The 18,027-nt window shown below is 47.3% G+C and carries 18 protein-coding genes and 1 pseudogene; 9 read left to right on the top strand and 10 right to left on the bottom strand.

Annotated features, from left to right (window positions below; genetic code table 11):
• The first annotated feature begins 383 nt into the window (after nt 1-383).
• The 5 genes from AB1L17_RS27100 to AB1L17_RS27080 all read left to right on the top strand — a co-directional run bounded on the left by AB1L17_RS27100 (nt 384) and on the right by AB1L17_RS27080 (nt 6,132).
• A complete protein-coding gene (locus tag AB1L17_RS27100; protein WP_412848062.1) occupies nt 384-1,346 on the top strand; it encodes a metal-dependent hydrolase in 963 nt (320 codons plus the stop codon).
• Between the two features lie 620 nt (nt 1,347-1,966).
• Complete coding sequence (locus tag AB1L17_RS27095) at nt 1,967-2,887, top strand: ArsR/SmtB family transcription factor (protein ID WP_412848061.1); 921 nt, start codon at nt 1,967-1,969, stop codon at nt 2,885-2,887.
• Between the two features lie 51 nt (nt 2,888-2,938).
• Nucleotides 2,939-4,180 (top strand): MDR family MFS transporter, encoded by a 1,242-nt coding sequence (locus AB1L17_RS27090; protein WP_412848060.1) that lies wholly within the window; start codon nt 2,939-2,941, stop codon nt 4,178-4,180.
• Nucleotides 4,181-4,550: 370 nt separating this feature from the next.
• Entirely contained in the window at nt 4,551-5,723 is a 1,173-nt protein-coding gene (locus AB1L17_RS27085; protein ID WP_412848059.1) for a bis-aminopropyl spermidine synthase family protein, read from the top strand.
• 43 nt (nt 5,724-5,766) lie between these two features.
• Nucleotides 5,767-6,132 (top strand): DoxX family protein, encoded by a 366-nt coding sequence (locus AB1L17_RS27080; protein WP_412848058.1) that lies wholly within the window; start codon nt 5,767-5,769, stop codon nt 6,130-6,132.
• A gap of 31 nt (nt 6,133-6,163) precedes the next feature.
• On the opposite strand, the gene helD is transcribed toward AB1L17_RS27080, so the two are convergent.
• The 10 genes from helD to AB1L17_RS27030 all read right to left on the bottom strand — a co-directional run bounded on the left by helD (nt 6,164) and on the right by AB1L17_RS27030 (nt 14,842).
• Nucleotides 6,164-8,524 carry an RNA polymerase recycling motor HelD gene (helD, locus tag AB1L17_RS27075; protein WP_412848057.1) on the bottom strand — a complete coding sequence of 787 codons (2,361 nt, stop codon included), beginning with the start codon at nt 8,522-8,524 and terminating at the stop codon, nt 6,164-6,166.
• A 253-nt stretch (nt 8,525-8,777) separates the two neighbouring features.
• Complete coding sequence (locus tag AB1L17_RS27070; RefSeq protein ID WP_412848056.1) at nt 8,778-9,401, bottom strand: DUF6143 family protein; 624 nt, start codon at nt 9,399-9,401, stop codon at nt 8,778-8,780.
• Between the two features lie 85 nt (nt 9,402-9,486).
• The gene (locus AB1L17_RS27065; protein ID WP_412848055.1) at nt 9,487-9,813 is read right to left on the bottom strand and encodes a hypothetical protein; all 327 of its coding nucleotides are present in this window, start codon (nt 9,811-9,813) and stop codon (nt 9,487-9,489) included.
• Nucleotides 9,791-10,333 (bottom strand): arylamine N-acetyltransferase, encoded by a 543-nt coding sequence (locus AB1L17_RS27060; protein WP_412848054.1) that lies wholly within the window; start codon nt 10,331-10,333, stop codon nt 9,791-9,793. Before AB1L17_RS27060 ends, AB1L17_RS27065 begins: the two co-directional genes overlap by 23 nt.
• A 98-nt stretch (nt 10,334-10,431) precedes the next feature.
• The gene (locus tag AB1L17_RS27055; RefSeq protein ID WP_412848053.1) at nt 10,432-11,067 is read right to left on the bottom strand and encodes a hypothetical protein; all 636 of its coding nucleotides are present in this window, start codon (nt 11,065-11,067) and stop codon (nt 10,432-10,434) included.
• Nucleotides 11,068-11,106: 39 nt separating this feature from the next.
• A complete protein-coding gene (locus AB1L17_RS27050) occupies nt 11,107-11,754 on the bottom strand; it encodes a hypothetical protein (RefSeq protein WP_412848052.1) in 648 nt (215 codons plus the stop codon).
• A gap of 26 nt (nt 11,755-11,780) precedes the next feature.
• Entirely contained in the window at nt 11,781-12,641 is an 861-nt protein-coding gene (locus AB1L17_RS27045; protein WP_412848051.1) for a DUF4179 domain-containing protein, read from the bottom strand.
• Nucleotides 12,642-12,674: 33 nt separating this feature from the next.
• Nucleotides 12,675-13,796: a DUF4179 domain-containing protein gene (locus AB1L17_RS27040; RefSeq protein ID WP_412848050.1), complete on the bottom strand. Its 1,122-nt coding sequence runs from the start codon at nt 13,794-13,796 to the stop codon at nt 12,675-12,677.
• Nucleotides 13,765-14,334 carry an RNA polymerase sigma factor gene (locus tag AB1L17_RS27035; protein ID WP_412848049.1) on the bottom strand — a complete coding sequence of 190 codons (570 nt, stop codon included), beginning with the start codon at nt 14,332-14,334 and terminating at the stop codon, nt 13,765-13,767. The genes AB1L17_RS27040 and AB1L17_RS27035 overlap by 32 nt, the downstream gene beginning before the upstream one ends.
• Before the next feature lie 133 nt (nt 14,335-14,467).
• Nucleotides 14,468-14,842: a DUF423 domain-containing protein gene (locus AB1L17_RS27030; protein WP_412848048.1), complete on the bottom strand. Its 375-nt coding sequence runs from the start codon at nt 14,840-14,842 to the stop codon at nt 14,468-14,470.
• A gap of 197 nt (nt 14,843-15,039) precedes the next feature.
• Here AB1L17_RS27030 and AB1L17_RS27025 point away from each other — a divergent pair, with 197 nt between their 5' ends.
• The 4 genes and pseudogenes from AB1L17_RS27025 to AB1L17_RS27010 all read left to right on the top strand — a co-directional run bounded on the left by AB1L17_RS27025 (nt 15,040) and on the right by AB1L17_RS27010 (nt 18,018).
• Nucleotides 15,040-15,222: a hypothetical protein gene (locus AB1L17_RS27025; protein WP_412848047.1), complete on the top strand. Its 183-nt coding sequence runs from the start codon at nt 15,040-15,042 to the stop codon at nt 15,220-15,222.
• Nucleotides 15,223-15,354: 132 nt separating this feature from the next.
• Nucleotides 15,355-16,158 (top strand): annotated as a pseudogene (locus tag AB1L17_RS27020) (SpoVR family protein); the annotation flags it as partial.
• A gap of 121 nt (nt 16,159-16,279) precedes the next feature.
• The gene (locus tag AB1L17_RS27015) at nt 16,280-17,350 is read left to right on the top strand and encodes a phosphoribosyltransferase-like anti-phage protein (protein ID WP_412848046.1); all 1,071 of its coding nucleotides are present in this window, start codon (nt 16,280-16,282) and stop codon (nt 17,348-17,350) included.
• Nucleotides 17,351-17,367: 17 nt separating this feature from the next.
• On the top strand, nt 17,368-18,018 hold the full coding sequence (locus AB1L17_RS27010; protein ID WP_412848064.1) for an NADAR family anti-phage protein: 651 nt from the start codon (nt 17,368-17,370) through the stop codon (nt 18,016-18,018).
• Nucleotides 18,019-18,027: the final 9 nt, after the last annotated feature.

The raw sequence follows: 18,027 nt of genomic DNA, 5'->3' as shown, positions 1-18,027 counted from the left end.
CAGTAGAATATAGAGAAGCGATTGCCGCCTAAAAAATTTCTCTTTTTTAGTGTCTACTTGACGGGGCTATGACCAACCGACCGAGACGCAATGAAAAAAAGAGAAACAAGCCTTTAGCGTCCACCTCTGAGACACCTCCTGAATGGACGACTTTGGACGCGGGTTTCGCTTTTTTTCATGGAGTCGGGCAGTCAATCCCACAGCGGGTGGCCCAAGAAGCTGAGCGTTTTCTCCTGTTTCCTCCCCACCACAACCGCACGACAACGTTTTGTTAATTCCCCCAACCGAAATCTTCGAAAAACCTTTACCTGACTTTTATAGAATCCTCGTCATGATTTCGTACAGTAAAAGAGAAGGGAATACTTGCAAAGGGAGGCATCGTAATGGACACTGGCAGCCATCTTTTGTTGGGAGTCACTCTTGCGGGCTTAGCGCATATCACGCCGGCAGTTGCACATGATCCAGCACTTGCTCAAGCGTTGATGGTCGCGACGGTAGTGGGGTCTCATGCCCCGGATTTCGACACTGTGGCCAGACTTCGCGGTATTTCTTTTTACATTCGTTTTCATCGGGGAATTACTCATTCGATTCCCGCTTTATTTCTGTGGCCCCTCATCATCAGTCTTCCTCTTGCCTGGGGATTTGGTGTGATGGGGCAGTTCGGGATTTTGTACGGATGGACGCTGTTGGCTGTCGTGCTGCATGTTTTTCTCGATATGCTGAACGCGTACGGTGTCCAGTGTATTCGCCCGATTAGCAAGCGCTGGGTGCATCTCGATGTGCTCGCGATTTTTGAGCCTCTGCTGTTCGGGGTTCATCTGGCAGCGGCGATATGGTGGTTGGCTTTAAGCGGAGAGCCCACCGTGTTATTTCCGGCAGCATATGGTATCACGCTCCTGTATATTGGCGTTCGGGCTTGGCAGCATCATCGAAACGTCAGGAGGGTGACAAGGGCTTTGGAAACAAGAGGCATATCTCACGTGCTCCCGAGCCTGCATCCTTTTCACTGGCGATTCGTTGTAGAGACGGAGGAGCAGTTTTACACAGGGAGGATCGAGTATGCACGTGTGATCCTGGAAGATGTGTATCCGAAGCAGCACCGCGATGCGATCATTCAGGCTACCGTTGGTGTGGACGGAGTCCGGGCTTTTCTCGGATTTGCCCAACGGATTCACGTCACGTGGAAGGAGATTTCCGACGGTTATGAAGTCACGTGGAGTGATGTGCGCTTTTGGTACAATCGGAAGCTGCCATTTGGGGTAGATGTGGTGTTGGACCGAGACTTGAATGTAGTTGATCATCGGTTGGGCTGGCGAAAAAAAGCGTGGGACCCGCCGTTTGTATAAAGGAAGCTAGTATAGGTGAGCCCCGTCAGTTTGGTGAAGCTGGCGGGGATTACTTTTTTAACGTATAGGAATTTATAACAATAAATTTTGTAGCGCATAAAAAGGTGCCTCAGCGTCTACTTCTGGCATTGTTTCAGTAAAACTTTCTGCCTAAACGCGGCGCTCACGCTTGAAGATGCTTAGATAGGGGTTGCTTATACGCAAACAAAAGTGAAGATCATCCATCAGTTTATGCTAATAAAGGATGATCTTTTTAGGTTTAAGAGGTTCGATAAACCAACAAAGCTGGTGAGAAGAAAAAGCACAGGGCTCGTAGACCTTGACAGCGCCTCCCCAGTCGGAACTTCCAAAAGAGGACCACGCTTGTCGAACACTTCTTCCATGAGATACTTCCGCCCATAGGGTGGCTTTGGCTCGACGGTCCCCTTTTGGAAGTGGAGACGGACAGTGAATCACCCCTGCTGGCGTGTCAGAGTCGAAGAGAACTGTGCTTTTTCTTCTCCTCCACTATGTTGACCCTATTAAGAAGGAACTTTATAAGTGTTTCTTACAAAATGGCGCTATGCAAAATCCAACGAGAATGATACACTGAAAAAAACTAAACGTTCGATGGTGATAGAATGAATGAGTTGTATTCGATCAGAGTAGAATGGTCTCCTGCGTATGAATGTATCATTAGCCTTTACACTTACATTTACGAAAAGGAGCGCAAGCATTATTTGCTCGGTGCTGCTTGGAAAGAGGAGACAAAACAAATGCTCCCGGCGTCTTTTGCAGATGAGCTCGCAGATGAACGCTGGGAAGTGCTCCACCGTTTGGTATTGCTTGTAGCGCAATCGCCCCAGACCAAATCCGTCGATGAGTTTCTTGGGTGGCTAGAGTGCATCCCTCCCGGTGAAATTTATGAGCGTCTCGCGCCATGGGTGGAGACAATCCCGCTGAATTTGGGGGAAATCCGTGATCGCAGCCTGTCGCTGCTTACCCGTTGGAATGAACATTATTTTTCGAAGCTGGAACCACGCATTTTGGAGAGTCTTAAGCGGAGCGCCGATGAGCTGACAGTCCGCGCCAAAGAAACGCCTCCGATTGATTTGGTCGATCATGTTACGAACGGTATCTGGATTGAGCCGATGGCAGATTTGCGAGAGGTTGTACTGATTCCGCAATATCATTCTGCCCATTCTACTGTTCTCGACTTTTATCGGGGGCTTGCCACCTGCATGTACCCAGTCAAAGATGCGGCAACGACCAAACCACAACCGCTCATGGAGCTGTTGCCCATTACACAGTGCCTGGCGGATGAGAAGCGCCTGCAAATCTTGCGTTGTCTTGCGAAAAAGACATGCACGCTCGGGGAATTACAGCAGCAGGTGTCACTGGCAAAAAGCACCGTCCATCATCATGTAACGGCGCTGCGCCGAGCAGGGCTGATTCGTGCTCACTACACAGGTAGTACGACGATTTCCTACTACAGTCTGCGTGAATCATTCGTCGAGCGTCTCCCGATCTTGCTTCGTTCCTTCTTCCATACATCAGAGTAATTTTGCTGACGATTATTGCATGATTCTTTTGAGAGGGCAGGTTGAATCATTATGAGCAAAATGAGGCAAGTGTGGGAGGCGTACCACCCGATTGTGCATCTGTTGATGGCAGGAACGGTGTTCGTTCAGCTCACCCAATCCATGAGTATCCCTTTTCTCGCCATCTATCTCGGTGAAACGACAAAGCTTTCTCTCCCTTATATCGGGCTCATTATCGGTGCAGGTCCTTTGGCTGGTACAGTAGGGGGATTTGTTGGCGGGATTTTCTCTGATTTGTTTGGTAGACAGAAGTTGATGTTTTTTTCTTTAGTGGCAATGGCCAGCGCGATCATTGGTTTCGTTACGGTGACACTTCCGATAGGCTTGCTTTTGATCAGCATGGTCATGGGATTAGCCTCTTCGATATTTGCGACGGTTTCGAAAGCGCTGATGGGAGACTTGACTCCCGAGCATAAACGTTTTCGTATGTTCTCGAACCGCTATCTTGCGAACAATCTCGGCTTCGCGATAGGTTCTATGCTTGGTGCTTTTCTGGGGATTTCCGGCAGCAATCTGACGTTTATTCTGACTGCGATATCCTTGGTGACCTTTGCGATCATTTTAATGGTGGCCTGTCGGAGGTGCGGAGTCACAGATGAGGGTGTCGTGAATGGGAAAGTAGAGAGAACCAGTCTGGGTGAAATCTGGCAAGTGCTTAAAAGGGATGTTGTTCTTCTTTCCTTTGTCATAGGCGGAATCCTGTTAGTGACGGTTTACGGTCAGATGTCCGTTACGCTATCTCAGTACTTGCGGGGAAATTTTGCGGATGGTGTCGCCTTGTTTGGAACGTTGATGAGTGTCAATGGTTTTACGGTTTTGTTATTACAAATTCCAATAACGAGACTGGTTGAGCGCTATTCCTTGTTTTCACGAGTTGCGGGAGGAGCAGTGCTGATGGCTTTGGGTGAAGTCGGGTTTGCTTTTTCCCCAGGGTGGACATCGTTTATTGTGGCGATGATCGTGTTTACGATTGGGGAAATCTTGATCGTGCCTGCGGAATACGCACAAATCGACCAGATCAGTCCAGCGAATATGAGGGGGACTTACTACGGTGCACAAAGCGTCAGTATGCTAGGCAGCTTCCTTGGTCCATGGGCAGGTGGCATGGTGCTCGCCCATTATGGTGGCCCCGTGATGTTTTTGGTCATGGCAGTGCTGGCTATGGTCAGCCTGATCTTTTACTGGCTGGGACGCAGGCTTCATGAAAAGCGCAAGCAGCTCAGAAACAACCCGATTGTAGAGACAGCTATGTAGCTTCTTGCCGATTCGCTCGAACAACCGTATAATGAAAAGTAACTTTTCAAAAGGGGAAATTTTGATGTCGGTGTGTGTTCTTAACTAAGCAATTGGATAGAGTTCTCTCATTCTTTCTGGCAAAAACCTCATGTATGGTGAGCTTATTTGTTATGGAAAAAGGGAGACCTTGAATTAGTTAAGAACTTACGGTCATCCATCTACCCATTGATCGACTACGGGAACCGTGCTCTTACGCACGGTTTTTTTGCGTGACTATCCACGCGCACGTAGCGAAAGTATGCTCACAAGGCGGAGATGAACGAATGTTCATGCTCTGCTTTTTTGCATGCAGCGATGGGCTCATCCCATTTGAAAAGAGGTTCTCCCATTGAAAAATTATATAGAAGACATATACAAGCAAGTACGTTTGCAAGAAGGTCAACGTGTCATTGAGCAGTTTCTGATCGCGTGCTATTTCCATCCGGGGCTGCCTACAAAAGAGCTGGCGAGAAAGGTACTCTTGCCTGTACCTGTGGCGACGGCGATCAAAAAAGAGCTGATCAAGGCTGGAGTTTTACTGCAGAACAGCGGTGTCAGATGTACGGCGGAAGGTGAAGCGTTCATCGAGCAAAAGCTAGGGTTTGGCGGGCTGGATCGAGAGCTGTACGAGAAGCTGATGCGAGATGACGATACATGGAAAACCGAGCTGGCTGACTTGCAGGAGGAAATGAAGACGATTTTCGCTAGGCGTCCGCAGGTCGATGTACAGCTCGATCAGTCCAAATGCACAGTGGAAACGAGCTTGCGCAGGGCCGTCTTATGCTTGCGGCATCAGAGCTTGGTAGGCAAAAAAATACTATGTGTAGGCGATGATGATTTGGTCAGCATCTCTCTCGGGCTTTTGCTCAAACGCTTGTTTCCGGCGGGACAACAACGCCCTGAACGAATCGACGTAGTGGATATCGATGAACGCTTTCTCCAGTACATTACGGATGTCTCCAGGCAAAAAGCATTGTCTGTAGCATGCCATCAGGCTGATTTGCGACAGCCGCTGCCGAAGAAGCTGCAGGGTGGGTACGATTGCTTCTTCACAGATCCACCGTATACGCTGCAAGGAATGGCACTGTTTTTATCCCGTGGGATCAGTGGGCTGCAAAGGCAAAAAGGATTGTCCATCTTCCTTTCCTTTGCGCACAAATCACCTGATTTCACGCTGAATATGCAACGGGAGTTCGTGCAGGCAGGCTTGACGGTACGCGAGGTGCTCAGTCATTTCAATGAATATGAAGCAGCACAAATGCTCGGGAACAAAGGGCAGATGATTGTGCTCACCACAACAGAGCTAACGGCTCCAACGATCAAGCGTGCTTATCTGGAGCCGCTGTATACAGGGGAAGAGGCTCCATCGAAGCGTGAGTATCAGTGCAAGCGTTGCAAACGATCCATCCAGGTAGGCGCTCAGGCACAAATCGTGACGATTGAACAATTGAAAAAACAGGGCTGCCCTCGTTGCAAGCACCAGAGCTTTGAGCTGATGTCTCGCCGAAGGGCACAAGACTGATTGTCCGCAAGCTGGCATATGGTAGTGGTGAGGAGGGGACAAGATGGCCTACGAAAAAGCGTTTGTTGCTTTGCGAATCGCGACGGGAATCTTGTTTTTCATGCATGGCATCTCCAAGCTACAACGAGGGATGGCTACAGTTGTGACGATGTTTGGCGATCTCGGCTTGCCTGGGTGGCTGGCGTATGTGGTTCTGATCGTAGAAGGAATCGGCGGAATCGCTCTCATCATCGGAGTCGGGGCGAGATATGCCGCCTGGGGATTAGCTGCGATCATGGCAGGAGCGATTGTGACGGTGAAATGGGAGAAGGGGTTTGTCGGCGGCTACGAGCTCGATTTGATTCTATTACTCGTCACGGTTTGTGTAGGTCTGAAAAAATGTGAAAAAGAGATCCGGCTGAACAAGTAAGTGTGTCAGCAGGATCTCTTTTTTTGCGTCTTTAGCCAAAGCGCTCGTAGCTATCAGGAGAAATAGCAGCTAAAAACGGGCTTTTTTCACCGGAATAGTAAAGGTGCAGCTCATGCATGGCTCGTGTACATGCCGTGTAAAAAAGCTTGCGTTCGCTTTCTTCGCCATAGCGCGTGGCAGAAGCATCGTAAATGATAACCGCATCGAACTCGACCCCTTTTGCCAAGTAAGCGGGAATGATCAGGATTCCTTTCTCAAAGGAAAGGGTAGAGGGCTCGATCGAGCGAATCGGCAATTGGTCCTGTAGCGCATCGTAAGCGGCTCGGGCTTCATCCAGCGTCTTGGTGATGACAGCTATTGTTTGATGCCCACGATCGGTCAGCTCACGAATTCGTGCTTTTATTTGGTCTGCCTGAGCTTGTGGCGTTGTCGCTTTGGTTACAGTTGGCAATCGGCCTTCGCGCATAAATGGCTCAATCTTATCCCCGTCTCGAAGCAGTTGTCGCGTAAACAAGACAATGGGGTAGGTGGAGCGGTAGCTTTTTGTCAGGACGAACATTTCCGCCTGATCAGGCTCAAACAGGGATGTGACAGCATCAAAGCTATCCTGATGATACGTATGCGCGTAAATCGCCTGATTCCAGTCGCCCAGCACGGTCATTTTGGCGCGAGGAAACAAGCTCTTGATGAGTGCGAATTGAAAGGCGGAATAATCCTGGGCTTCATCCAGAAAGACATGACGGACGAGGTTGTTCGTCTGCCGACCCTCCAATCGTTCCTGCAAATAAATGTAGGGAGGGATGTCTTCGTAAGCCAATAGCTCTTGTTCTAAACGTTCCGTTGTTTGCTCGCACACGAATGTCCACATGTCAGGTAAGTCATGTTCGGGGCTGTTTGGCAGAAGTGTCCCGAGCAAGGCAGGTGACAAAAAGAGCTGGCGGTAAATCGCCGGTGTATCAATAAATCGAAGCTCCTGGATGCTATCGCGAAGAGGCTGGAACTGTTTTTTGACAATCCATGCAGACAAGAGCTCCTGCTCGCGTTCGAAGTCATCGAACGTGTCTTCCCGGAACTGCTTTTTGCGGCGCAGTGATTGATAGGCAGCCACGTATGCGTCTCGATCCAAGAGCTCCATTTCATCTTCTACCCACGGTGTTGAGCGTTCACGCTGTTCCAGTTTTTTCAGCTCTGTCAGTAATGATTTCGCCACGAGGATCATCCGGTTCGGGATCGGCAGATTCGTATCGAGCGAATAAAACAGCTCATGGATGTGCGCAGCAGGAATAAGTGTCTTGTCTCTAAACATAATCGGGAGAAACAAAATACCGGATTGCTTCAGGTTATTCGTGTATTGGTCCATGGCCTGCAAAAATAAGGCCCCTGATTTGAAACGGATGCCTTCCAGCCGCGCCTCGTAACCCGGCTGATCGCCTGCTGTCAGTACGTACTCCATCTGTTCAAGCGGGTTTTCCAAACGGAAGACGTCACCGAGACGATGCTCCGCGTACTCCTGAAAAGTCGTTTGTTGCATATTTTCCTCGCCGAGCTCAGGAAGTACGGTCGAGACGTAGCTGTTAAACAAGGAGTTGGGAGAGAACAAGACGATTTGCTCCGCGGTCAATGTCTTGCGATAACGGTATAGCAAATAGGCGATTCGTTGCAAAGCTGCAGATGTTTTTCCGCTACCGGCAGCTCCGGAGACGATGACGAGTCGGCTGCGTTCGTTGCGGATGATGCGGTTTTGATCCCGTTGGATCGTGGCGACGATGCTTTTCATCTGTGAGTCAGCCTGTTTGCCAAGTACCTCCTGAAGCAGCTCGTCGCCTATCGTCACGCCCGTATCGAACAGGTGCAGCAATTTGCCGTCGCGAATGATGTATTGTCTTTTGCACGTAATCTCTCCATTTACGCTCCCGCTTGGTGTATTGTACTCTGCTGGCCCCGGCGAGTAGTCGTAATACAGACTGGAGATCGGAGCGCGCCAGTCGTAGACGAGAAATTCCTCGTCGTTTTTATCCAGCAAGGAAGCAATGCCGAGGTAAATGGGCTCCGGCTTCGGTTCCATTTCTTCATGAAAATCGATCCTGCCAAAATAGGGAGAGTGCAACAATCGCTGCAACGTACGCAACTGATTTTGGGCATGGCGATGGATGCGTTCACGCTCAGACAGGACTTCCGCCTGCTGCTTGATACTGGCGTAAGTCTCGACAGCTTCGATGGCATCCTCGAAGTTGACTGTCACATCGTCCCAAAAATGCTTGCGAATTCCGATGATATCCTCACTCACAACATTCACATGCTCGTTGAGTTCATCTATCTTGTTTTTTATCTCCGAGATGACTCGTTCCACACGTTGTTGCTCGTTCTGCCTGTCTTGATCAGTCGCGCTCATGGTACCGCTCCTTTTTCGTTCCCCATTTTTGGCCTGAAGGTTTGACAATCAAAAGTGAATGTGGTACTATTATATTGGAGATAAAATAGCTATATTTAAATGAATGACCGACAGACCAATTCTCATTTTATCATGTGGAAATTGGCTTTTCAACATGGTTTGTGAAAATAAGCAGTGAAACAACAGGGAACTCCTTTGGGGGTTCCCTTTTTTGCTTGCTGCCAGACTTGTCCGCCAAGCATCCCGGTGAGGGCTACCCATATACGGGTTGTTCCCACCAGTCTATCGATAAGTAAAAGGATGACTTCTCACCAGCATCCGGAACGCGAACGAGGAGTGCCATACCAGGTCCGAGAATCCACTGTCCGCTAGGGGTCGCCTCAGAGGTGGAGGTCGCAGGAACGATTCGCGTAGACGTATGGATGTGATCGGAAAAGGTATCTGTCATGCCAGAGCCATACAAAATTTGCCCTTGAGCGGCAGGACAAGCAGGGAGTTGAATATAGCCTGACGTCACTTGGCGGGAGAGGGTCGTACCGGTGATGGAGGAGGCTTTGCCAAACAAAAAGTGTGCTTCTATCGGGCGTGGGGACGGATTGGTGATCATCCAGTGGTTGACAAATACATGAACGCCGGAACGTAATGGGTTCGACAAGGCAGCGATCCCGTGAGCTCCATCGCCCACTGTAATTTTATCCGTTTGCCCCATGAAGTATTTGCATTGATCCGCCATCGACATAGCATACGGAATATGGACACTCCGACTCAGCTGTTCTGTAGCAGAAGGCGTGGGAAACGGATAGTACCCCATCTGCATGTAGACATCTGGTATCCCGCCATAAAAGTAAGAGGGGCGTGTATAGGAGGGCTTTGTCATGATTTCCTCTCCTTATCAAATGGGTAACTGCTAACCCTACAACATATGGAAAACGTCTATGGAGGGTGTCAATATGCAAGCAGGATCATTTAGCGAACACATCTATGCCTGCGGCAGCGAGAACGGCAACGGCTTCGCGTACAGGCAGGCGCGGCAATCCGAATTCTTGCGCGACGACAACTTCCAGTTCGTCAATCGAGTGGAGCAGCTGTTTTTGGTCTTCGCCGTTTTCGTAAAGAATGAACAAGGAGTTGTTTTTCAGCGACAAGCAACGATTTCGGGAGAGCTGATACAAGTGTAGTCGCAAACAGGTTAAAAAAGTCGCGTAAGGCTGAAAAGAACGGACTATCGCTGGTGCCAGTTCGTTAAGCTCGCGTTTTTGTGCCGGATCAAAGTGCCAGTTGTCGTTCACGACCTGTTGATGCCGCATGCGACGAAAGCGAAAGCGTCGCGGGTCGGCAGGATCGGGGGGCAATCTGCACCGATTCATACCCAAAGGCGGCCAGATTGTGAGGAGCGGTGACAAAAGGTACAGGCTGAAAAAGGGGAGCGGCAGCAGCGATGTCCACATACAGTGGATCTCCAGAATCCAATAGACCCGTTATCAGAATGGCTGCGTGCTCGTCAGCCAGTGAGATCAGATAGCCAGTAAAACCAAGCTCGCGCAACAAAGCGAGGAAACTACCGTTATTGGCGAAGCAGGTTCCGCCGAAATCATGGTCGACAGCCTGTTGAATGTATGTAGTGGGGGACGGGATACTGCGATCAGAATGAAGATAGTACGAGAGCAGCTTGCTTACATTTTCATAAGGAAACGTCTGTAAATGTGCGCGGCATAATGCTGAGAGATAGGGAAGGCTTGGTTTTTCTTGGAGTAGGCCAAGTCTTTGCAAGTACAGGTTTGCCCAAGCGGGTAGTGCTAGAACGCTCATCGAATGAATCTTCCTCCTATTTTTGTTATCAAAAAAATCAGACACCTGTATTTTAAGGTGTCTGCATGAATTTTAATAGGGGGTGAGTGGTGGACGAGTTACTTTTGCTGGTTAGGCAGGAAGATGCGATTGTATTGCTTCAGCCGGCCATCTGAGTCGATAGATATCTGTATTTGTTCTTTTTGGCCTATAAAAACCAAACCGCCCACTTCATATTTCACATTCATCTGATTTTTTATCCCGATGCTGGTTCGAGAATCGATTAGGGGAAATTGCTTGGCGTTTTCAGTGCCAAGAATTTGATTGAGAATCTCCTGACCTCGTTTTTGGTAGTAGTCCTTATCCTGTGTAGGTACCTTGGCAGTGGGATATGGGGTGCTGACAAAGTGCAGCAGGGTGCCTGTCGTGCTGTCAAACTGCATCTCGGCACCTCCCTTTGTTGTATCCGCGTCAGTTTGCCACGTGAGTGTGTACGTCCATACTCCCCGTATATTACCTGTATGGGACATGGGGGTTTTGTGCTTGCCCATTACCTGCCAGTCCTTAAGCAAAGGCTCAATTTCCAGTACCTTCTCAAAGCTGGCCTGAACTTGTTTTGGCGGCTCTTCTTTTTTTGCTTGGCTCGTTTGGGTAGCACTGGAAGCGTGTTCTGGACTGATTGTGGCAACTCCTGTCAGACCCACAACGCTAGCCAGCAATAAGGTGCCGATTGTTTTCGTTCGAAACAAGGTCATTAGAATAAGCACTCCTTTTGCAATAGATCGATTTTTAGGTTACTTTTTCTGAAGCGGGAGAAGAATGCGGCGATATATTTCCAGTCGGCCATCCGAGTCGAAAGATAGCTCGATTGTCTCCTTCTCCGATTTAAACGTAATGGAGCCCAGTTCCCGTGTAATTCCGTTGGCATTCGCAGTAGAAATTCCTTGATAATCGATCGTTTTAAATTGCTTCGCGTTTTCCCTGCCAAGCAGTTGGTTCATAATCTCTTGTCCGCGTTGCTTGTAGTACTCCTTCTGGCGAGAGGGTACCTTCGCTGCAGGAAATGGACCGCCACGATAGTTCTGCAAGATACCTGTCGTACTGTCGAACTGCATATCGGCAGAATGTTTTCCTTCTTCACCAATATTGCCTGTCTCATGCATTATGACGTTCCATACGCCCCGTATTTCACCTGTTCTGGATATGGGTGTCTTATAATACCCCATCATTTTCCAATGCTTAATCGATGGTTCAACTTCCATCAACTTTTGAAGGCTTGCCAGTACTTGAGTAGGCAATGGTTCCTCCTGCTTGCTCGGAGTGAGTGTGATCGTTTTTGTGGTGCCAGAAGCGTGCCCTGTACTGAGTGTAGCGCTTCCTGTCAGACCTACCACCGTTGCCAACAATAATCGGCTGATCGATATGCATGGCAGTTTTCTCATTGTGCCAGCTCCTTTCAGGTATGTCGTTATTTCTTTAAGGGGATTTTAATCGCTTTATCTACCTCCGCAATCCCGTTCATGTACGGGACCAATTGGATGTACTCCGATTTTTCGATGGTGGGGAGCACGAGTATTCTTGATACACCGTGTTCATCTTCTTCATAAGTGCTTGCATCCAGAATGGTGATAGACTTTCCTTGCGGAGTGTAAAGCGAATACGAAGGTTTATACTGCTTGCTGTCGGGTGCCATCTCTTTTAGCGCAATGGATGTGGATACGGGTGTGACGGTTACCTCTTTGACTTGAATCGAAAATTTGCTCCGCAAGGTTTGTGAGTTATTGGGAGTGAGAATCACACGGCCTGTCTTCTGTTTTTCAACTGGAATCTCCACGTTCCAGTAGTTTTGTGCATTCCCGTCGTCAACAATCACGCCCTGAAAGGTAAACTGATCGGGCCAATCCCCTTCCAGCGTCGTAGTGATGACACCAGCGAACAAAAAGTCATCGATCTGATTGACGTAGCTCCCAGAGGAAGCACTGACTTTATTATTGTCAGCAGTAGGCTCGATCAAAGTTATATCGTGCAGCACAATTTTTTTCGCGATGTTCGCTGCTGCTGCTTTCTCCGTCGTTTTGGGGAGGAGAATGGAATAGCTGATATCAAGGCGAATCCCATCGTAAAATATTTTGTTGATTGTGACGGTAATTCCATTGACGTTAACACTTTGGTTGACTGCCGTGATGAGTCTAGTAACGTCAGCAGCCCCCTTTTGAACGCTCGGCTGTAAGGCGGAAGCATGTTCCCCACTGAATGCAGCGAGTCCTGTCAGACCTACCACAGTCGCTAACAATAGTTGGCTGATTGATTTCAATGATTGCTTTTTCATCGCATCAGTTCCTTTCGTGTAAGATTTTCGTTCTTACTTTAATGAAATCTTTATCGATTTCTCTGGTTCGGCTTCTCCGTCCATGTGCGGAATCAATTGGACATACTCAGGTGTTTCCTTGAAAGAAAGGATAAATTTTCGCGAAATCCCGTTCTCGTCGTAGTTCAAGTTTTCCTCAACAATGGGTATTTCTTTTCCCTTGGGATCGGAGAGGGTATACGAAGGTTGGTACAGTTTATCGTCAGGCGGAATTTCTTTTAGCAAAATCGTAGTGGAAACAGGTGTGACCGTAACTTCTGTCACTTCAAACTTGTATTGACTGCGCATGGATTGGGTGATGTTTGGAGTGAGGGTCTGGCTGTCTTTTGCCGTAAACTGCTTCGCAACTGGAATCTTCAGGTTCCAGGTGGTATGCACATCCACGTGATCAAAAAGCTGTGCCTGCATGACGAACTGATCAGGCCATGCACCACCAAGTGTAATATTGGTGACCCCCGCAAACAGATGATCCTCCATCTGCTTGACTTTGCTACTCCAGCCGGCTGAGGTTTCGTCCGCCATCGTGAATTCTTTGAGCACGATTCTCTCGGCGATCTCCTTGGCGGTCGTTTTGTCCATGGATTCCGGCATTCGAATCAAATAACCGATATCAAGGCGTATGCCGTCGTAAAAAACTTCGTTGACCGTTACGGTAATTCCATTGACGACCGTGCTTTGGTTGACTGCCGTGATCATGCCTTTTTCGTTCGCGCTATGCAGGGCCTCATCTTGAAACATGCGGAAGATAGAGTTTAGCAGGGGGACATTTTGTAATTTTTCCGCCAAAGTTGGGGAGGAAAATCCGAGCGCCAGCACGACCACGATCAAGAAAGAGGCAACGCTTGTAGATGCAAGTAGAATCCTTCGCAGGCTGTGACGGGGGCGGGATGGCTGTGCAGTTGAAGTGGCTGCAAACAAATGACTTTTGATCCGCGCTTCCGTAGCTTCGTCTGGCGTGTGCAGTCCGCTTTCCCGTTCTAGCTGTTTGACGACGTCCATAATCTCAGGAGCTTCGTATGCCAAAGCCTCGCTACGCAGCTCCGAATGAGGCGCTTCTAGCCACTTGGCAAAGCTCTCGATTTGTTCAGAAACAATCTCGTCTGGATTGCGGTTCATGTGACTCCTCCGATCCGCGTAGATTTCCTTTTACCTTTTCCAAGGCCCGGTACATGCGATTTTTCACTGCACTTTCGCCCATCTGCATGATTTCTGCAATCTCCACAAAGGAGCATTCACCGAAAAATCGTAGCATGATAATCTCCCGTTCGATTTCATTGAGCTGTTGCAGGGCAGAGGTTAGATCAAGCTGGGTGGCTGTTTGCTCCGCATAGCAGGTGGACGCATCTGTAGAGAGAGAATCTAGCTCCAATTCTTTTGGGCGTCGCTTTTGCCTTCGTTGTTCGTCCAGGAGTGTGTACTTGGCAATCTGAAACAACCATGTAGAAAAAAGTGACTCTTCCCGGAAGCTATCAAGCCGATGCATGGCTTTTAAAAAGGTTTGCTGCGTCAGATCCTCCGCTAGCGGTTTCCCCACTTTGAATGAAAAATAACGGTAGATTCGCTTCACATAATGATCATAGATAGGAGCGAAGTCCTCTCGTTTTCCTTTTGCACACGAAATCCAGTACCTTTCATCAAAAGGTGTTGGTTCCATTTTCTTCCTCCCTTCTTCAACACAATTAGACGCCAAGAAACCGAGAATCGACACATCCGTTTTTCGATTTTTTGCATAGAAAAAAGGCTGGGAGCAAATATCCCAACCTTTTAACGCGTAATGACACTTTCGTTTACGAAACGGCTTTCCAGGCATGAATCGCAAGCAATGCCCAGCCAGCGAGGAACAGTACTCCACCAATCGGCGTAATCGCACCGAGAACTTTAATTCCGGTCAACGCCAGCGTGTACAGACTGCCGGAGAAGATCAAGGTTCCCGCTGCAAAGCACCATCCTGCCCAGACGAGGCCGGAAGAGTCCGGGTACCATTTGAGCAAAAGCGCTACGAGCACCAGCGCCAGCGCATGTGTCGTCTGATAGGTCACGCCCGTATGGAAAATGCCCAGCGAATAGGCGTCCAGCTTTTCTTTCAGTGCATGTGCTCCGAATGCTCCAAACGCAACCGAAAGAAATCCACTGATACTGCCAAGCATCAAAAACAGCTTCATGAGTGCGTCACTCCTTTTTTCGCATTACCTGTACATATGTCCGACCTCTATTTTAGCGTAAAAAGATAGATATTGCCCAATTGTAATTTGGTGAACGTGCCTTGGACTACCGTACAAGCCACTTGTCCGCCTCCTGCATAGAGTAAAGTATCGCAGTGGCAACGCTTACAGGCTGCTGCGACGGGAGGTGACGTAATATGAACAAATGGATTGCTAATGTTGGAGGTCTCCTCGGTGGCTACGCATTAATTAAAGTACCGTTGGAAGGTTCCTTCCTTAGTGGGTTGAACCCGCTGGTCGATGGGGTTGGTCTGATCGCAGTGGTCGTATTCGCGGGAGCACTTATTTATTCTGGTGTACGGGACTGGTTCAAGGGTTAAGAAGGTAGGATAGAAAAAAATCAAAGGTGTCTCCTAGGGGGATGCCTTTTTTTCTTCGGAAGGCTGGCGTCTTTTAGCGCGATTCCCCATATACATAAAATAGACCTACGGAAAAGGGGGAGGCGAAACGATTTGACGAACGATGAGCGAAAAGAACTGGAGCGATCCATTGACGAAATTACCGAGATCGCCAAAGGGTTCAATCTCGACTTTTACCCGATGCGATACGAGATATGCCCGTCTGACATCATTTATACCTTTGGCGCGTATGGAATGCCGACAAGATTTTCTCATTGGAGCTTTGGGAAGAGCTTCTATAGGATGAAACTGCAATATGACCTGAATCTGAGCAAAATCTACGAGCTCGTCATCAACTCCAATCCTTGTTACGCATTTCTTTTGGACGGCAATTCCTTGATCCAAAACAAGCTCATTGTGGCTCACGTCCTTGCACACTGCGACTTTTTCAAAAACAATATGCGCTTCTCCAACACGAATCGGGATATGGTCGAAAGCATGGCAGCCAGCGGAGAGCGGATTCGCCAGTATGAGATCGAGTACGGTAAGGATGCTGTCGAGAATTTGCTCGATGCGAGCTTGGCGATTCAGGAGCACATTGATCCGAGCCTGCTGCGCCCGAAGCTTCGGTGGAAACGAGAACCAGAGGAGCCGAGCAAAAAGAAAAAGAACGAGAGACAATCCCCTTATGATGACCTCTGGGGATTGGATCGGAAAACAAAAGAGGAAGCCGAGCCGGTAAAATCGGCACGCAAATTTCCGCCGGAGCCAGAAAAGGACCTGCTGCTGTTCATTATGGAATACAGCAATATTCTGGACGAGTGGCAGCGGGATGTGCTGACGATTATCCGGGATGAAATGCTGTATTTCTGGCCGCAGATGGAGACGAAGATCATGAATGAAGGCTGGGCTTCGTATTGTAAAGGTGCTTAATATCAAAATAAATGAATTCTCGTGATGATGAGAAATTTGAAAACGGGAGGAAAGTAATGTAAAATTCACCTTGTTTAAATAAAAACGATTCTGGAGGTCTAGGTCTATGGAACTGAGCGCAGCGAAAAGACGGGAAATTATTCAATCTATAGTAAACACTGTTCAAGATTATCGTGCGGATGCAATAACATTTGATAATAATCATGTAGAAAGATGGGTAAAACAATTTGATGAATCTGTTCAAAATGTTCTGCTCATTGAAATGGAACATGTTTTGAAACAATATTATGTAAATTACAATACAGCATGCGAACATTTAAAAGAAATTATGGAACACAAGGATTTGTGTGATTGGGATGGGCAGGGTAGTTTTTCAAACGTTAAATTATTGAATATTCAAAGGAATGGTAACAGTCAAAAAGAGCTGTTATCTATCTTTAATGATTTAATGACTGAGAAGTATGGAGTTGGGATTGAAAAAACTGGTGATAAACCACTAAAATACATATACTTAGATGATTGTTTGTTTTCAGGTAATACAGCAATTTATGATATCATTGACTGGTTACCTAACGCAGAGCCGAACACTGAACTTCACTTTGTCTTTTTGGCCATTTACACGAATGGTTCCAGATATGTTTCCAGACGTTTGGCTAGTGAATTAAAAAAGAAAAACATTTCAGTGAAATTTTGGCGAATTCATGAATTGAACAACATACCTTGGGAAGGTGGCAGCTTTGACTGTTGTTGGCCATCCCAATTAGAGGGTAATCCCCAGCTGGATTTATTTATTGAGGATATCAATAAGCGTTGTGAAGGGAAAGATTTTCAACCAAGGATTTTTAAAAATCGAGCTTTTAGAGAAGAAAAAATATTTACTTGCTCTGAACATCGAATTATTGTAGAAAAAGCTTTGTTAGATGCGGGAGTAAAAATTAGGAACTTTTCCGATTCTCCAAAGCATGAAATGAGACCTTTGGGATATGAAAAACTGGAAAGTCTAGGATTTGGTGCAATGTTTTTTACATTTAGGAACGTTGCAAATAATTGTCCGTTAGCGATATGGTGGGGTGATCCAGAAGCGGATGATAATCATCCTTTGGCAAGATGGTATCCTTTGCTTCAACGAAAGGTTAACAGTGAAGTTTTGGATTTCTCATTTTTATTCAGTAATTGAGGTGTTATGAAAGGTTGATGGAAGCGAGAAAATATCAACGCACTCACAGCATCGTTTTTAGGAAAACAAAAGAGGAATATGGTGGGTTGTCTAACATGGCTGCTGGTTATATTCTTCAAATCGGTAATGTGAAAATTTTAACTTCAGAAGCAATTTATCAGGCATGCCGATACCCCCATCTTCCAGAAGTTCAATATCGTATCTTGTCTGAACGCAGTCCAATGACTGCAAAGATGGTTAGCAAAAAGTATCGACAAGAGAGCCGTGAAGATTGGGAAGAAGTAAAAATAAAAATAATGCGTTGGTGTTTACGACTTAAATTAATTCAAAATTGGGATACATTTTACCCATTACTATTATCAACTGGTAATAAATTTATTGTTGAAGAGTCCCGAAAAGATGATTTTTGGGGAGCAAAGCCTGTAAGTCAGGAGTTATTAATTGGGGTAAACGCACTAGGACGGCTGCTTATGGAGTTAAGGGAAGAATTTAAGGAATCTAACCAGCAGTGCTTTGTTCTTCAACCGTTGAATATTGAAAATTTTATTCTTATGGGTAAGGAAATTGAGCCAATTACAGTAGTGAGACGAGAAATTGCAGATACGCAGGTTTCTTTACCTTCGAACATTGAATCAGATCAATTAACTTTTGATGATTTTAAAGATTAAGGAACTGTA

Source organism: Brevibacillus jepli (genome assembly GCF_047229145.1).
In the GTDB taxonomy this organism is placed as follows: domain Bacteria; phylum Bacillota; class Bacilli; order Brevibacillales; family Brevibacillaceae; genus Brevibacillus.
Note: the sequence above shows the minus strand (reverse complement) of the source record. Positions and strands in the feature narration are given on the sequence as shown.

Bases quoted from the DNA above. Each gene is read 5' to 3' on its own strand.
- AB1L17_RS27030 (WP_412848048.1), bottom strand. From the start codon at position 14,842: ATGAAGCTGTTTTTGATGCTTGGCAGTATCAGTGGATTTCTTTCGGTT.
- helD (WP_412848057.1), bottom strand. From the start codon at position 8,524: ATGAGCGCGACTGATCAAGACAGGCAGAACGAGCAACAACGTGTGGAA.
- AB1L17_RS27015 (WP_412848046.1), top strand. From the start codon at position 16,280: ATGGAACTGAGCGCAGCGAAAAGACGGGAAATTATTCAATCTATAGTA.
- AB1L17_RS27055 (WP_412848053.1), bottom strand. From the start codon at position 11,067: ATGACCTTGTTTCGAACGAAAACAATCGGCACCTTATTGCTGGCTAGC.
- AB1L17_RS27010 (WP_412848064.1), top strand. From the start codon at position 17,368: ATGGAAGCGAGAAAATATCAACGCACTCACAGCATCGTTTTTAGGAAA.
- AB1L17_RS27045 (WP_412848051.1), bottom strand. From the start codon at position 12,641: ATGAAAAAGCAATCATTGAAATCAATCAGCCAACTATTGTTAGCGACT.
- AB1L17_RS27060 (WP_412848054.1), bottom strand. From the start codon at position 10,333: ATGAGCGTTCTAGCACTACCCGCTTGGGCAAACCTGTACTTGCAAAGA.
- AB1L17_RS27090 (WP_412848060.1), top strand. From the start codon at position 2,939: ATGAGCAAAATGAGGCAAGTGTGGGAGGCGTACCACCCGATTGTGCAT.
- AB1L17_RS27080 (WP_412848058.1), top strand. From the start codon at position 5,767: ATGGCCTACGAAAAAGCGTTTGTTGCTTTGCGAATCGCGACGGGAATC.
- AB1L17_RS27100 (WP_412848062.1), top strand. From the start codon at position 384: ATGGACACTGGCAGCCATCTTTTGTTGGGAGTCACTCTTGCGGGCTTA.
- AB1L17_RS27035 (WP_412848049.1), bottom strand. From the start codon at position 14,334: ATGGAACCAACACCTTTTGATGAAAGGTACTGGATTTCGTGTGCAAAA.
- AB1L17_RS27070 (WP_412848056.1), bottom strand. From the start codon at position 9,401: ATGACAAAGCCCTCCTATACACGCCCCTCTTACTTTTATGGCGGGATA.
- AB1L17_RS27050 (WP_412848052.1), bottom strand. From the start codon at position 11,754: ATGAGAAAACTGCCATGCATATCGATCAGCCGATTATTGTTGGCAACG.
- AB1L17_RS27095 (WP_412848061.1), top strand. From the start codon at position 1,967: ATGAATGAGTTGTATTCGATCAGAGTAGAATGGTCTCCTGCGTATGAA.
- AB1L17_RS27040 (WP_412848050.1), bottom strand. From the start codon at position 13,796: ATGAACCGCAATCCAGACGAGATTGTTTCTGAACAAATCGAGAGCTTT.
- AB1L17_RS27025 (WP_412848047.1), top strand. From the start codon at position 15,040: ATGAACAAATGGATTGCTAATGTTGGAGGTCTCCTCGGTGGCTACGCA.